The organism is Streptomyces sp. NPDC058469 (genome assembly GCF_042721125.1).
Classification (GTDB): Bacteria; Actinomycetota; Actinomycetes; order Streptomycetales; family Streptomycetaceae; genus Streptomyces.
Genome location: NZ_JBHXME010000065.1, coordinates 38,411 through 53,661 on the forward strand (window position 1 = coordinate 38,411; position 15,251 = coordinate 53,661).

Here is a 15,251-nt window from a genome sequence, read left to right on the forward strand (position 1 = left end):
TCACCAGCCCGAAGCGGTGTAGACGACGACTCCGGCCGACTCGTCGCCCCAGGCGAGCTCGCGCAGCAGGGCCGCGGTGCCCTCCTCGGGGTCGATCAGCGAGATGCCACGGCGGGCGTACTCGCGTCCCAACTCCGGGGTGACCATGCCGTGGTGGCCACCGGTGGGTGCCCACGGGCCCCAGTGCACGGTGAGCGCACGGTGCCCGGTGCGGGCGGCCCAGGCGGTGCCCAGGCTCTGCAGGGCGTCGTTGGCGGCGGCGTAGTCGACCTGGCCGCGGTTGCCGAGGACGGCCGAGATGGAGCCGAACAGGACGGCGAAGGACGGGCCGTTGGGCAGCTCCTCCAGCGCCGACAGCAGGGTTTCGGCGCCGTGTGTCTTCGTGCCGTAGACCCGCTGGAAGGACTCGGTGGTCTTCTCGGCGATCAGCCGGTCCTCGATGACGCCGGCCGCGTAGACGACACCGTCGAGGCGGCCGTGTTCGGCGTGGATCTCCTTGACCGCCTGGAGCGCGGCGTCCGGTTCGCGGAAGTCGACGGAGTGGTAGCGGGCCTGGCTGCCGAGAGTTGTCAGTTCGTCCAGGGTCGCGGTGATCTCCCGCTGGGCGAGCAGGAGTTCGGCGGTGCGGTTGATCTCGGCGGGCGTGAGTCCACCGCCCTTCGCGGCGAGGGCGGCGCGCAGTTCGGCCGGGGTGCGGGCACCCGCGGTCGCCGGGTCCTCGGGGCCGGCCGGCGCGGGGGTCCTGCCCAGGAGTTCGATACGGCATCGGGAGGCGGCGGCGAGTGCGACGGCGAACTTCGCGGTGATGCCCCGCGCGCCGCCCACCAGCAGGACCACCGAGTCGCGGTCGAGCCCGATCGCGGCGGCCTCGGCGACCCCGTCACCGGCCGGTCCGGCACCGTTCGTCGCGAGCGCGCCGAGCGGCGTCTCGGTCAGCTCAAGTCCGTGTCGTCCGGCGGCGGTTCGCAGCACGACCGGCTCGGTGTCGGGCGCCAGCAGTTCGGCGATCACCGCGTCGGCGACGGCGGCCGGTGCGGTGTCCGCCAGCTCGACGACGCGGGCGACGGTGTCCGGATACTCGCGCGCCACCGTACGGAACAGCCCGTGCAGGCCCGCCGATCCGCCGTCCGCCCCCTGGACCGCGAGGAGTTGGCGCGGGCCGCGGCGCAGGGCGGCCTGGAACACGGGGAACGCGTCGGGCAGCACCGGCGCCGACGCCGTGAGCGGCGCGAGATACAGAGCGGCGTCCACCTGGCCGTCCGCGTCGGTGAGTTGGTGCTCGGGAGCGACGATCACCGCGTCGGCGCCGTACGAGGAGAGCCGCGCCGCGACCGCCTCCGAGCCGTCATCCTCGCCGTAGAGAACGAACCGACGTCCGCTCAGCACGGACTCCGGGTCCGCCGGGTTGTCACCGTCCTGGTGCGCCAGCAGCACCGGCCGCAGTTGGAGCCGCTTCGGCGCGGCGCCGGTGACCTCGTCCTGTGGGGCAGGGGCACTGTCCGGCGTCGTCGTATCGGCCGCTTCGCTTACGGCGGGTTCCGTCAGCCGTGCCGACAGCCAGCCCGTGACGGAGGCCGCCGTACGGGCCTTCGCCAGGTCCTCCAGCTCGGAGTCGTCGAGCGAGGCGACGTCCATACCGCCGCCGATGCCGAGCCGTTGGGCCAGTTCGCCGGCGATCTCGGCGCGCTTGATGGAGTCGATGCTGAGGTCCGCCTCCAGGTCGAGGTCGGGCTCGATCATGTCGACGGGATAGCCGGTGCGCTCGCTGATGATCTCCAGGACGACCCGGAGCACGTCGGCCTCGGTGACGGCCTCGGGTGCCTGGGGGGTTGTCAACGCCTGTGGTGCGGTGGCCTGTTGAGGTATTGGCGCCTCGGCTGCCGCCGGCAGGGCGGGTGTCTGTGGCAGGGCCTCGATCACGGCGGGCGCCGGTGCGGGCACCCAGGTTCCCTGCGGCACCGTTCCCTGTACCGCGCCGAAGTACGTCAGCAGCACATCCCGTTGCGCGGCCACCATCTCCCGACTGGTGCGCAGGAATTCGGAGATGAGCGCGTCCCTGTTCGCCTCGACGGGCACACCGTCCTGAGGGTTCGTCGTCACAGTCGTCTCCACAACGCGTCGGGCCGGTGCGAGGGCACCGGGCAGGAGCGCTCCGGCGGCGGTACGGACGAGCTGTCCGTCGACCGTCCAGCCGGGTCGCGAGGGCACGGGAGTCCGGGCCGCGTCGACGGCGTCGCGCCCGTTGAACAGCCAGCCGGTACGCACCGGCAGCCCCGCGACGGCCAGTTGGGCCAGCGCGTCGAGCCAGCCGCGCAGCCCGCTGTCCTGCCGGGGCTCGCAGGCGACCGTGCGGTGCGGGCGGTCGCCGAGGATCTGGTCGACCAGCCGGGTGAGCACGGAACCCGGTCCGGCCTCGACGAAGACCCGCGCTCCCGCCTCGTACATCGCCTCGATCTGCGCGACGAAGCCGACCGGCAAACCTATCTGCGCGGCGAGTTCGGCCCGGACCGCGTCGGCGCCCTCGCCGTACGGGGCCGCCGTGCGGTTGGACCACACCGGGAACTCGGGGGTGAGCACCGGCCGTTGTGCGAGAGCCTCCGCGAACCGTTCGCCCGCTCCTGCCACCAGCGGGCTGTGGAAGGCGCAGGCCACGGGGATGCGCTTGGCGCCGAGACCGGCGTCGCGCAGCAGCCGTACGGCTGTGGCGACGGCCTCGGTGGGGCCCGAAATCACCGTCTGGCGGGGGGAGTTGTGGTTGGCGACGACGACGGAGTCGGGTGCGTCCGCCGCCTTCAGGGCCTGTTCGACGTCCTCGGCTCCGGCCGCCACCGCGGCCATGGTTCCCGGGTCGTCCGTGCCCGTGGCTTCGAGGATCGCCGCCGCGCGTTCGGCGCTCAGCTCCAGCAGCGCCTCCGGCGTGATCGCACCGGCCGCGCACAGGGCCACCAGTTCGCCGTAACTGTGCCCGGCCGCCATGTCGGGCCGCACGCCCGCCTCGGTGAGCAGGGCGTGGGCTGCCAGCCCGGCGATGCCCAGCGCGGGCTGCGCGACCCGGGTGTCGGTGAGACCTGCCTGCTGGCGGTCGCGGGCGGTGTCGTCGAACGCGGTGGGCGGGTAGAGCGCGTCGGCGTGGTCGCGGCCGAGGTGCAGATAGTGCTGCAACTCGGGGAACGCGATGAACACATCGGCGAGCATGCCGGGCCGCTGACTGCCTTGACCTGGGAAGAGGAAGGCGACCTTGCCCGTGTCTGCCTCCGCGTCGGCCAGGTGGATTCCGTCAGCAGGGGCGTGCTCGTCCGCCAGTGCGCGCCGCAGTTGCCCGATCAGCCCCTCGACATCCGTGGCCACGACGGCTGCTTGGACCGGTTCATGGCGAGCGTCCGAGCGCCGTGACGCGCTCAGCGCGAGGTCGCGGAGCTTCCAGTGGCCCGCCTCGGCGAGCTTCAGGATCTCCTCGATGCCTCGCCGCGCCGCCGTCCGGTCCGCTCCCCGGAAGGTGATCAGCTCGGCGGGCCACGCGTCCAGGCCCTGCGCGGGCGGAACCGCCTCGCCGTAGGCCCCGATCACCGCGTGGAAGTTGGTGCCGCCGAAGCCGAACGCGCTGAGGCCCGCGACGCGTTCCTCGGCCGGTGCCGCCCACGGCCGGGGCCGGGCGTGGAAGACGAACGGGCTGCTGTCCTCCTGCCACGCCGAGTTGGGCCGCTTCATGTGCAGGGTGGGCGGCTTCACGCCGGTGTAGAGGGACAGCACGGTCTTGATGAGACCGGCGAGTCCGGCGGCGCACTTCGTGTGACCGATCTGCGACTTGACCGAGCCGAGCGCACAACTGCCCGTCTCCGCACCGGACTCGGTGAACACCTGGCTGAGGATGGAGAGTTCGGTACGGTCGCCGACGACCGTTCCGGTGCCGTGCGCCTCGACCAGGCCGACCTCGGCGGGGGAGATGCCCGCGTTGCGGTACGCCCGTTCCAGCGCGGCTCGTTGGCCCTCGGGCCGGGGTGCCGTCAGGCCCAGGGAGCGGCCGTCGCTGGAACTGCCGACTCCCTTGATCACGCCGTAGATCCGGTCGCCGTCCCGCTCCGCGTCCGCGAGCCGCTTGAGGACCACGCAGGCGACGCCCTCGCCGAGTGCGATGCCGTCGGCCGAGCTGTCGAAGGCGCGCGAGCGGCCGGTGGGGGACAGGGCGTGCACGGAGGAGAAGAGGACGTAGTCGTTGATGCCGTTGTGGAGGTCGGCGCCCCCGCACAGGACGACATCGCTGGTGCCGCCCACGAGTTCCTTGCAGGCGACGTCGACGGCGGCCAGTGAGGACGCGCAGGCGGCGTCGACCGTGAAGTTGGCACCGCCGAGGTCGAGCCGGTTGGCGATGCGGCCCGAGATGACGTTGGAGAGCATCCCGGGGAAGGAGTCCTCGGTGAGGGTGGGGAGTTGCTCCTCGATGCCCTGCGGGATCCTGCCGTAGTAGGAGGGGAGTACGGCGCGCAGCGTGGTCGCGTTGGACAGGTCGCTGCCCGCCTCCGCGCCGAACACCACGGAGGTGCGCGCGCGGTCGAACTTCCGCCCCCGGTCGCCGTATCCGGCGTCCTCCAGCGAACGCCGGGCCGCTTCGAGGGCCAGCAGTTGCACCGGTTCGATGCTGCCGAGGGAGGTCGGCGGGATGCCGTAGCGCAGCGGGTCGAAGGGGATGCGCGGCAGGAAACCGCCCCACTTCGACGGGGTGGCGCCGGGACTGTCCGCGGACTCCGAGTAGTGCACGGCGGGGTCCCAGCGGTCGGGCGGGACCTCGTCGACGGAGTCCCGCCCGCCGAGGATGTTCGCCCAGAACGTGGGGAGGTCGGGTGCCTGCGGGAACATGCACGCCATGCCGACGACAGCGATGTCCAGGGGGGCCGGGGCCTCCGGCTCGACGCTCTCCTCTACTCCCAGGCGGGCGCGGGCAGTTCGCGCGCTCCCGGCCAGGAAATCGGCGGCCTCCTCGGTCACCGAGCGGTGCAGGGCGTCGATCGTGGTGGTCGCCGAACGCAGCACGGCGACCTCGCCGGCCATGAACATCCCCTCGGCGAGCTGGCGTTGCTCGTCCACGGCGGTCAGCGCACCGTCCGGGTCCCGCTCCACGCCCTTGCTGGCGATCCGCAGCCGGCCGACGTTGAGCCGCTCCAGCTTCTCCCAGATCTGCCGGTCGGGTACGCCCTGCTCGCGCAACCGGGCCTCGAAATCGAGGTAGTTGTCGCTGAACGGGCTCGGTACGCAGCGGGTGGCGTGGCCGGGCGCGGTCTCAAGGAGTGCGGTCCGGGTGGCCCGGACGACCTGCTCCTGGAACAGGGGCTGGACCGCCCCGCGCGTCACCGCCTCCTCCGTGAACAGATAGGCGGTGCCCATCAGCACGCCGACGGCGGCACCGCGTGCGGTGAGCGGTGCGGCGAGCGCGGCCACCATCGCCGCCGAGCGTCCGTCGTGGACACCGCCCGCGAAGAACACCTCGACGCGCTCGGCCGTGCCCGCCTCGGCCGTCGCCAAGAAGTCGTCCAGGACGGCGAGTTGGGCCTCCCACAGCGGGAAGCTGCCGCGCGGTCCGACATGGCCGCCGCACTCGGAGCCCTCGAACACGAACCTGCGCACGCCCGCGTCCAGGAACTGCCGCAGCAGCCCCGGCGAGGGCACATGCAGGAAGGTGGAGATCCCGGCCCGCTCCAGCGCCTCGGCCTGGGAGGGCCGACCGCCCGCGATGATCGCGTGCGTGGGCCCCACCTCCCGTACGGCTTCGAGCTGGGCGTTGCGCATCTCCTCGGGCGCGAAGCCGAGCACCCCGACGCCCCAGGGCCGCCTCCCCACGGCGGCGCGGGTCTCGGCCAGCACCGTCCGCGACTGCTCGCCGCTCGACAGGGCCAGCGCGACGAACGGCAGGGCACCGCCTTCCGCGACGGCCGCGGCGAACTCCGCCTGGTCGCTGACGCGGGTCATCGGGCCCTGGGCGACGGGGAGTCGGGTGCCGAGCGTCCGGCTCATCGGGGAACCGGCGCGCAATGCCTCGGCGGGTCCCTCGTCCCGTACGGATTCCCTTATGGCGGCGGTCAGTTCGCGCACCGTGCGACCTACGTCGCCCCAGCGTTCCGCGAAACGCGCGGCGAGGAAACCGTCCTGGCCGACCGGCAGCAGCTGGGTACGCGGGTCGCGGGCGCCGAGCAGTTCGGGGACTCGGTCGGCGGGCACCCGCGGGGCGTCGGGACCGCGCCGTAGCAGCACGCGGTGACCGGCCACCAGCGTGGTCTCGGAACCGTCCATCGAGCGCAGCGCCGCAGCGGCCGTCTCCGGCAGGCCCGACTCGGCGAGCAGGGCCAGTTGGCTGTCGAGGACGACCCCGGCGGCGCCACCGGCCACGGACGCGGCCGCCGTACGGGGTCCGATGCCGCCGCAGGCCCAGACCGGGACGTCCACACCGGGCTCGGCGAGCAGCCGCTGGAGTAAGACGAAGGTGCTCAACTCGCCCACCCGGCCGCCGCTTTCGGCGCCCCGGGCGATCAGTCCGTGCGCACCGGCGCGGACCGCCGTCAGTGCCTGGTCCGGGTCGGTGACCTCGACCAGCACGCGATGCTCCGTCGCGACCTCGCCGACCTGCCAGGCGGCGTCCGCGGTGAGGACCACGGTGTGCGGGGCCGCGCCGCCGCCCGCCGTGAGGTCACCGGGGCCGATCCGGCAGTGGGGTCCGACCCGTACCCCGAAAGGGCCGGGGGACCAGCGCAGGACGCGCGACAGGGCCTCTCTGGATCTTCGGTCGCCGATTCCCAGGTCCAGTACCCCCAGCCCGCCGGCGCGGCTGACGGCCGCCGCGAGTCGGGCATCCGGTTCATGGAACGGAGTGATTCCAATGATCATTGCTTCGGCGCGCGCGACAGACGTCATGATTCTCCGAATAAACGGTGAAACTGCACGGTGGGGGGTTTCGGCAGGGGCCGCCGAATGTAATCGCAGAGGCGCAAGAGGGCTGATGGAAAGCTAGCCCCCCTGTTACTCGTCGGTCAACAACGCCAAGGCAAGCAACTGGTCGAGGGAAGTGATCAGGCCAGCCGGAACCGGGTCCCCAAACAACCGAAAACCCTGCCAATTTCCTTCAGAGGGCACGCCACTCGGACCGCAGTGGCGCAAGCGGTCCAAAAGCCCCTGATATTCATCCGAGGCTCACAGTCCCGAAACACCACTGACGGCGGGAGGGAATTATGTAAACGTTGGGTGTCGCTGCCTCCTCGCATAAGCCGCGCTAGGTTGGCACCTATGAGCACACCGCGGGACCTGATGATCGTCGCCATGGATGTCGCACCCGACCGCCCCGTCGAGACGGGTGATCTGTCGCTCGCGCTCGCCGGAGCGGAGGTGATCGACCTCCTCGCCGCCGAAGCCGTGACGCTGGACGGCGACCTGATCGTGCCGAACCTCCAAGTCCCCTTGGAGGACGCACTGTTGGACCAGGCCGCGACCGTGCTCGTGCGGGAGGCGCCGTACGAGTCGGTCGAGGACTGGGTGTGGCGGCGGGGGCTCCGCCTGTCCTCCGCCTATCTCGCCGCGCTGGAGGCGGAGGGGCTGGTCGCCCGGCAGCGCGGGCGCTGGATCCCGGTCCGCACCGGCCGGACGGCCCTGGTCGACTCCCCGGCCCGCACCCGCGCGGCGGACCGCTGGGCCGAGGGCGAACCCGTCCTCGCCCAGCTCGCCGCGGCCGCCGGGATCCGCGAGGTGTCGGACGAGGACTCCGCGAAGGTCACCGACGAGTCGCTGGACACGGTCATCGCCGTGGTCCACGACGCGGTGACGGAGCTGGAGGCCGTGCGGCAGCGGAAGAGCGTCGAGGACGCGGCCTACGACAACGTGTGGCGCGGGATGTGACGGTCCCGGGCGGGCCTCGCCCGCACCGGTGCGGGAGCTGTCGGCGACGGGCGCGCGCATGCCGTGCCGCTCAGCTCTCGGCTTCGAAGCGCGACAACTGCCGATGGAACAGAGCCAGTTGAGTGTCCTGAGCCTCAGGTGACGCCACGTCAGCCATGGTAGGCACAAGCCCGGCGCTGAGCTAGAGCGAGCGGGGGCGGACGCTACCCGCGTTCACCGGGACGAAGCCGCTCCCAACACGATCCTCACCGGGACGAAGCCGCCCCCAGCGGGATCGTCACCGTGAAGACCGTCGCGCCGGGCTCGGACGTCAGCTCCACGGTGCCGCCGTGCGCCTTCGCCAGCGACCGCGCCACCGCGAGGCCCAGCCCGCTGCCGCCCCGGTCCCGGGTGCGCGCCTTGTCGACCCGGTAGAAACGGTCGAAGACCCGGGCCCGGTCGTCCTGCGGGATCCCGGGCCCCGCGTCGGCGATCCGCACCGACGCGGCGCCGTCCGCGACCGACAACGACACCGACACCCGCGTCCCGGCCGGGGTGTGCACGGCCGCGTTGGCGAGGAGGTTGTCCAGCACCTGCCGGACGCGGACCGGATCCACGCGCAGCCGGACCGGGGACGCGGGCACCGACACCGTCAGCGGGTGGTCCCGGTGCCCGGCGCGGAAGGCGTCCGCCGCCTGCCCCACCAGCTCCACCAGGTCCGCGTCCTCCGGCCGTAGCGGAGTCTCCACGTCCGCCGCGTCGAGGCGGGCCAGCAGGAGGAGGTCGTCGAGGAGGACGCCCATGCGGGCGGCCTCGGCGCGCAGCCTCGTCAGGTGCTTGTCGCGTTCCTCGGGGACGTTCGCCGCGGCGTACTGGAACAGGTCCGCGTAGCCGCGCACCGACATCAGCGGGGTCCGCAGCTCGTGCGAGGCGTCCGCGACGAACCGGCGCAGCCGCTGCTCCGCCTCCGCGCGCACCGCGAGGGAGTCGTCGATGTGCTCCAGCATCGTGTTGAACGCGGTGCGCAGCTCCTCCACCTCGGGCCCGCCGTCGCCCCGCTCGGCGCGCAGCGGCAGCCGGGCCGCCGACTCGGTGAGGTTGTGCGAGGCGATGCCGTGGGCCGTCGTCGCCATGTCGCTGAGCGGTCGCAGCCCGCGCCGCAGCAGATTCCGGCCGATCACCACCAGCACCAGCAGCGCCAGCGCGAACGCCACCACCTGCACCGTGACCAGCTGCCGTACCGTGCCCTGCACGTCCGCCAGGGGCGCCGCGCTCACCAGGACCACACCGGGCTCGACCTCGCAGGCCCGCAGCCGGTAGGTGCCCTCGCCGTCGATCGTCACCGTGCGGGAGATCTCCGTGGTGGAGTGCGCCATCGTCCTGGCGAGGGCGGTGAGCGCGCGGGTGTCGTCCGGCACGTCGGACGGCTCGCGCAGTTTCGGGGTGGTGCCCGAGACGTCGTAGACCGCCGTGTACCAGCCGTAGTACGGCTTGTCCTGGACGATTCCGTGCGCCGCCGCGTCCTTGGACTGGACGACCTGGACGAGCTTCATCTGGTCGCTGACCTGGCGTTGCAGATAGTCGCGCATGTACATCGTGAGAGCCGTGCCGACGACCGCGAACACGATCAGCGAGAGCACGCCCACGCCCAGCGCGAGCCGGGTGCCCAGGCGCACCCGGCGCCAGTTCCGGGGCAGCCGGCGGATCACTCGGCGGCCTGCCGGATCACGTAGCCGAAGCCGCGCACGGTGTGGATCAGCGGATCGTGCCCCTCGTCGAGCTTGCGGCGCAGCCTGCTGACCACGAGCTCCACCACGTTCGAGCGGCCCCCGAAGCCGTACTCCCACACATGGTCGAGGATCTGCGCCTTGGTGAGCACGGTCGGCGACTTGCGCATCAGATAGCGCAGCACCTCGTACTCGGTCGGCGTGAGCGTGAGGAGGTGGTCGGCGCGGCGCACCTCGCGGGTGTCCTCGTCCATCGTCAGGTCCGCGACCTGGAGCACCGACCGCTGGAAACCGGGCCCGGCGCTGCGCCGCAGCACGGTCCGCAGCCGGGCCATCAGCTCCTCCACCGCGAACGGCTTGACCAGGTAGTCGTCACCTCCCCGCGTCAGCCCCGCGACCCGGTCGGCCACGGCGTCGCGCGCCGTGAGGAACACCACGGGCACCATCGTCCCGGAGTGCCGCAGCCGGTCGAGCACGCCGAAGCCGTCCAGGCCGGGCAGCATCAGGTCGAGCACCACGATGTCCGGTTTGAACTCGGCGGCCACACTCAGCGCCTCCTCACCGGAGTACGCGCACGCGGCCTCCCAGCCCTCGTACCGGGCGACCGTCGCGACAAGATCGGCGATCGGCGGGTCGTCGTCCACGACGAGGAGTCGTACTTTGTCCACCCGCACATAGTGCGTCACCCACCGATCCGCGCCAGACCCGCGGCACCGCCACACCCACATCGATAACCACTTGAAAGTTGTCCGACAGGAAAACGACAGCCCCCCGAGGTCAAGCTCGACTCCCAGGACCCGATCAAGGAGCTGCCGTCCGTGACGACCGTCCAATCGCCCCCTGCGCCCCCCACGGCGATACGCCCCAGGGTGGTGGCCCGCACGGGCCTGTACGCCGTGCTGGCCGCGAACGTCGCCGTGGTGACCGTCTTCTTCGTCCAAGCAGGCTTCGCCTCCAACACGCTCATCGTCATCGGCCGCCTCCTCGGCCTCTACGGCGCGCTCGTCATGGCCTTCCAGCTGCTGCTGGTGGCCCGGCTGCCCTGGCTCGACCGCCGGATCGGCATGGACCGGCTGACCTCCTGGCACCGCTGGACCGGCTTCGCGCTGCTCTGGACGCTGCTCGGGCACCTCGTGTTCATCGCCTTCGGCTACGCCCAGGGCACCGACACCGGCCCGGTCGGCGAGGTCGTCGACCTCGCCGAGACCACCGAGGGCATCCTGCGCGCGCTCGTCGCCTTCGCCCTGATCCTCGTCATCGGCGCGACCTCCGCCCGCTACGCCCGACGCCGCCTCGCCTACGAGACCTGGCACTTCATCCACCTCTACACCTACGTCGCCGTGGTCCTCGCCTTCACCCACCAGGTCGCGGTCGGTACGACGTTCACCGCGTCGTCCGCCGCCACGACGTACTGGTACGCGGTGTGGGGCGTGGCGCTCGGCTCGGTGGCCCTGGGCCGGCTGGTCCTACCGCTGTGGCGCAACCTTCGCCACCAACTGCGGGTGGAGGCGGTGGTCCCCGAGTCCGACAACGTCGTCTCGATCTACATCACCGGCCGCGACCTCGACCGACTCCCGGCCCAGGCGGGCCAGTTCTTCCTCTGGCGCTTCCTCACCAAGGACCGCTGGTGGCAGGCCAACCCCTTCTCCCTCTCGGCCGCCCCCGACGGCACCCGCCTCCGCCTCACCGCCAAGACCGCCGGCGACGGCACGGCCGCCCTGCGCCACCTCAAGGTCGGCACACGCGTCTTCGCCGAGGGCCCCTACGGCGCCTTCACCACCCTGCACCGCACGAAGCCGGAGTCCCTGCTCATAGCCGGCGGCGTCGGCGTCACCCCCATCCGCGCCCTGCTGGAGGACCTGGAGGGCCACGCGGTCGTCATCTACCGCGTCGCCACCGACCGCGACGCCGTCCTCTACGGCGAGTTGGTCGAACTCGCCCACGCCAAGGGCGCCCAGCTGCACCTGGTCACCGGCCCACCCGTCCCCGACAGGCTCGCGCCCCGCGAACTGGCCCGGCTCGTGCCGGACATCGCCGACCGCGACGTCTTCCTCTGCGGACCGCCGCCGATGATGAACGCGGTGCTGCGCACCCTCGGCGACATGGGCGTGCCCAAGCAGCAGATCCACTTCGAACGCTTCAGCCTGGCGGGATGAGAGAAATATCGTGAAGCGAGTCATACCTGTCCTGGTCCTGTCCGTCGCAGGCCTGATCCCCGTGTGGCGCTACGAGCCGTCCCTCGGGACGACGACGAGCACGACGACGACCACGGAGGCGGTCTCGACACCGACTCCTACGGCCACCGCCTCGTCGTCGGGCTCCACGTCTACGCCGTCCACGTCCTCGAAGAAGGTCGTCCAGGGCACCGCGATCAACACCTCCAAGGGCACCGTGCAGGTGCGGGTGACCTTCGAGGGCGACAAGATCAGCTCCGTGAGCATGCTCCAGCAGCCGGACCACCCGCAGACCACGGCGGCCGTCCCGGTGCTGATCGAGGAGACCCTCAAGGCGCAGAGTTCGAAGATCGACACGGTGTCCGGCGCCACGATCACCAGCGACGCCTACGTCCAGTCGCTCCAGGCCGCGATCGACGCCAAGGGCGCGTGAGATGCGCCGAGTTGAGCATGTGATGGGGTTCCCCGTGTCGTTGCGGGTCGACGACGAGGGCATCGGGGAGGAGACGGCGGACGCGCTGTTCGCCTGGCTGCGCGAGGTCGACGCCCGCTTCAGCCCGTTCCGCCCGGACAGCGAGGTCTGCCGCTACGACCGCGTCGAGCTGCGACTCGGGGACCTCAGCGCCGACTTGACCGAGGTGCTCGACCTCTGCGAGCGGTACCGGGTCGCGACCGGCGGCGCCTTCGACGTCCGGCTGCCCGGTCGGCCCCTCGACCCCTGCGCGGTGGTCAAGGGCTGGTCGGTGCAGCGGGCGGCGGAACGGCTCACCGCCGCCGGGGCCCGGCGCTTCATCCTCAACGCCGGTGGCGACGTGGTCGTGGCCGGCGGTCCGTGGCGGGTGGGCGTACGGCACCCTGAGCATGCCGACCAGCTGTGCACGGTACTGGAGTTGACCGACGGGGCGGTGGCGACCTCCGCGCGCTACGAGCGCGGCGACCACATCGTCGACGGGCGCACCGGCCGTCCCGCGACCGGACTCCTCAGCGTCTCCGTCGTGGCCGCCTCACTGACGGAGGCCGACGCCACGGCGACCGCGGCCTTCGCGATGGGCCCGGAGGGCGTCGACTGGGCCGCCGCCCGGCCCGGCTGCGAGGTGTTCGCGGTCGACGCCGGACGACGGGTCCGCCGTACACCCGGATTTCCGGTCGCGATGGCGACGGCCTAGGGAGTTCGGGGGTACGACAGCTTCACCCACGACATGCGGAAGGGCCGCCGGGTTAACGGCGGCCCTTACTGTCGGGAGATGCGGTTCGGGGGAGTGCTTCAGCTGACGTCGGAGGCGTCCAGGCGGTACAGGCCGCTGCTGGTCGACGTGGTGGACGTGGAAGAAGTGGATGAACTGGTGCTGTACGCCGAGGACTTGACCGCCGTGCCGTGGGCCTTGACCCAGGTCGTGATCGCGGAGCTGGTGCCCTGGCCGCCGTCGCTGCTCACGATGATGTAGTGCAACTTGCCGGACTTCACCAGGGACTTGAGCTTGGCGAGGGTCATCGCGTTGTCGCTGCCGGACCAGCCGCCCATCGAGATCACGGGCTGACCCGACTCCAGGATGATCGAGGACGCCGTCTGGTCGGTGGACACCGCCAGCAGCCAAGTCGCCCCGTCCTGGTGCTTCTTGAGGTACGTGATCATCTCGGACGAGACCTGGGTGCCGCCGCCCATACCGCCGCCGGCCTGCTGCGTGCTGGACTCGGTAGCGGACTTCGAGGAGGAGGGCGCCGAACCGCTGCCCGAGGGCCGGGTGCCGGTCGGGGCCGAACCGCTGGGCTTGGTACCGGACTTGGTGCCGCTCGGGGCGCCGCCCATACCGCCGCCACCGCCCCCACCGCCGCCACCCATGCCGCCACCGGTGCTGGGACCGGCCGTCGGGTTGGTGCCGTTGGTCGAGGAGGTCGCCGCCGAGACCGAGTAGGCCGCGGGTCCGGCGAGGAGGGCGACGACGGCGGCCAGTGCCGCGAAGCCCATCAGACGGTGGCGCTTGGTGAACCGGCCCACCAGCAGGCCGAGTACAGAGGCGATGCCCGCCACGCCGACCACGATCTCCGCGACCGTGTACACCGTGCCGGAGCCGGAGACCCGCTGGAGCAGGACGACCGCCCAGACGGAGCTGGCCGCGATCGCCGCCGGCAGTACCCAGGCCCACTTCGCCGCCGAGCCCTCACGGAAGGCGCGGTACAGCAGCACCCCGCCCGCACCGGCCACGGCCGCGATACCGGGTGCCATGGCGGTGACGTAGTACGGGTGGAAGGTGCCCTCGGCGAGCGAGAAGGTCAGGAAGTGGAGGACGAACCAGCCGCCCCAGAGCATGAGCGCCGCGCGCTTGGCGTCCGTACGGGGAGCGCGGCCACGCAGGACCAGAGCGCCGACGAGCGCGATCGCCGCGAAGGGGATCAGCCAGGAGATCTGGCCGCCCATGATCTCGTTGAACATCCGGTACAGGCCCGAACTGCCGCCGAAGCTCGCCCCGTTGCCCTGCGAACCGACCGACGAGCTGGCGCCGAAGATCCGGCCGAAGCCGTTGTAGCCGATGACGAGGTCCCACACCGTGTTGTCGGTCGAGCCGCCGATGTAGGGCCGGGAGGACGCGGGGATCAGGTCGACGACCACCATCCACCAGGCGCTGGAGACGACCAGCGCGACGGTGGCGACGGCGAGGTTGCGGACGCGCTTGCCGAGGGAGACGTTGGTGGCCCAGAGGTAGACGAGGAAGAACGCGGGCAGGACGACGTACGCCTGCATCATCTTGGTGTTGAACGCGAAGCCGATCGCGACCGCCGACCAGACCAGCGGCATCAACTTCCCGTTGCGGACGGCCTTCATGAGGGCCGCGGCGCCGAGCATCATCAGCAGGACGAGGATCGGGTCCGGGTTGGTGTCGCGGGTGATGGCGACCGTGATCGGGGTGAGGGTGAGGACCAGTGCGGAGATCGTGCCCGCGATCGGACCGAAGTCCCGCTTGATCTGGCGGTACAGGATGGCGACCGAGCCGGTGCCGGCCGCGACCATCGGCAGCATCAACTGCCAGGTGCCGTAACCGAATACGCGGGCGGACAGGCCCATCACCCAGAGGGCGAACGGCGGTTTGTCGACCGTGATGAAGCTGCCGGAGTCGAGCGCGCCGAAGAAGAACGCCTTCCAGCTCTTGGTGCCGCTGTAGACGGCCGCGTCGTAGAAGCTGTTGCCGGTGATCGAGGTCAGATTCCACGCGTAGAGCGCCGTGGCGAGGAGGAGGATGCCCCACAGGGCCGGGCGGGCCCAGCGCGGGTCGTCCTCCGGGCCCGTGAAGAGCCTTCTGGCACGGGCGGCGACGCCGCCGTCGGCGGGCGGCCCCGCCCGGTGCGAGCGCCGGGCGTCTTCCTGGTGGGGCGGCGGGGCGAGGGTCGTCATGACGCGTACTCCAGATTCTCCGAGCGGCGACGGAGGTGGCGGTGGCGGCGTTCTTGCCGTCGGCGGTGGTCGACGAGTTGGTGGGAGCGGCGCCGCAGGCGCTGAGGG

Annotated in this window: 8 protein-coding genes; 4 read left to right on the forward strand and 4 right to left on the reverse strand. The window is 71.8% G+C overall.

The features are described from left to right. The gene (locus ACFWP5_RS26240) at positions 1-6,900 is read right to left on the reverse strand and encodes an SDR family oxidoreductase (protein WP_384161281.1); all 6,900 of its coding nucleotides are present in this window, start codon (positions 6,898-6,900) and stop codon (positions 1-3) included. Positions 6,901-7,269: 369 nt separating this feature from the next. Here ACFWP5_RS26240 and ACFWP5_RS26245 point away from each other — a divergent pair, with 369 nt between their 5' ends. Then, positions 7,270-7,875: a GPP34 family phosphoprotein gene (locus ACFWP5_RS26245; RefSeq protein ID WP_384161284.1), complete on the forward strand. Its 606-nt coding sequence runs from the start codon at positions 7,270-7,272 to the stop codon at positions 7,873-7,875. Between the two features lie 245 nt (positions 7,876-8,120). Here the strand turns inward: ACFWP5_RS26245 and ACFWP5_RS26250 are convergent, their stop codons facing one another. Next, positions 8,121-9,563, reverse strand: coding sequence for a sensor histidine kinase (locus ACFWP5_RS26250; RefSeq protein ID WP_384161286.1), 1,443 nt, complete (start codon positions 9,561-9,563; stop codon positions 8,121-8,123). Then, the gene (locus ACFWP5_RS26255) at positions 9,560-10,249 is read right to left on the reverse strand and encodes a response regulator transcription factor (protein WP_384161305.1); all 690 of its coding nucleotides are present in this window, start codon (positions 10,247-10,249) and stop codon (positions 9,560-9,562) included. The genes ACFWP5_RS26250 and ACFWP5_RS26255 overlap by 4 nt, the downstream gene beginning before the upstream one ends. Positions 10,250-10,399: 150 nt before the next feature. Here ACFWP5_RS26255 and ACFWP5_RS26260 point away from each other — a divergent pair, with 150 nt between their 5' ends. From ACFWP5_RS26260 to ACFWP5_RS26270, 3 genes are read left to right on the forward strand one after another with little or no spacing between them, the layout of a single operon-like run. Further along, positions 10,400-11,737 (forward strand): ferric reductase-like transmembrane domain-containing protein, encoded by a 1,338-nt coding sequence (locus tag ACFWP5_RS26260; protein ID WP_384161289.1) that lies wholly within the window; start codon positions 10,400-10,402, stop codon positions 11,735-11,737. 10 nt (positions 11,738-11,747) lie between these two features. Continuing rightward, positions 11,748-12,188: an FMN-binding protein gene (locus ACFWP5_RS26265; protein WP_384161291.1), complete on the forward strand. Its 441-nt coding sequence runs from the start codon at positions 11,748-11,750 to the stop codon at positions 12,186-12,188. 1 nt (position 12,189) lies between these two features. Beyond that, positions 12,190-12,921, forward strand: coding sequence for an FAD:protein FMN transferase (locus ACFWP5_RS26270; RefSeq protein ID WP_384161294.1), 732 nt, complete (start codon positions 12,190-12,192; stop codon positions 12,919-12,921). 98 nt (positions 12,922-13,019) lie between these two features. On the opposite strand, the gene ACFWP5_RS26275 is transcribed toward ACFWP5_RS26270, so the two are convergent. Continuing rightward, complete coding sequence (locus ACFWP5_RS26275; protein WP_384161297.1) at positions 13,020-15,143, reverse strand: ArnT family glycosyltransferase; 2,124 nt, start codon at positions 15,141-15,143, stop codon at positions 13,020-13,022. Between the last annotated feature and the right edge of the window lie 108 nt (positions 15,144-15,251).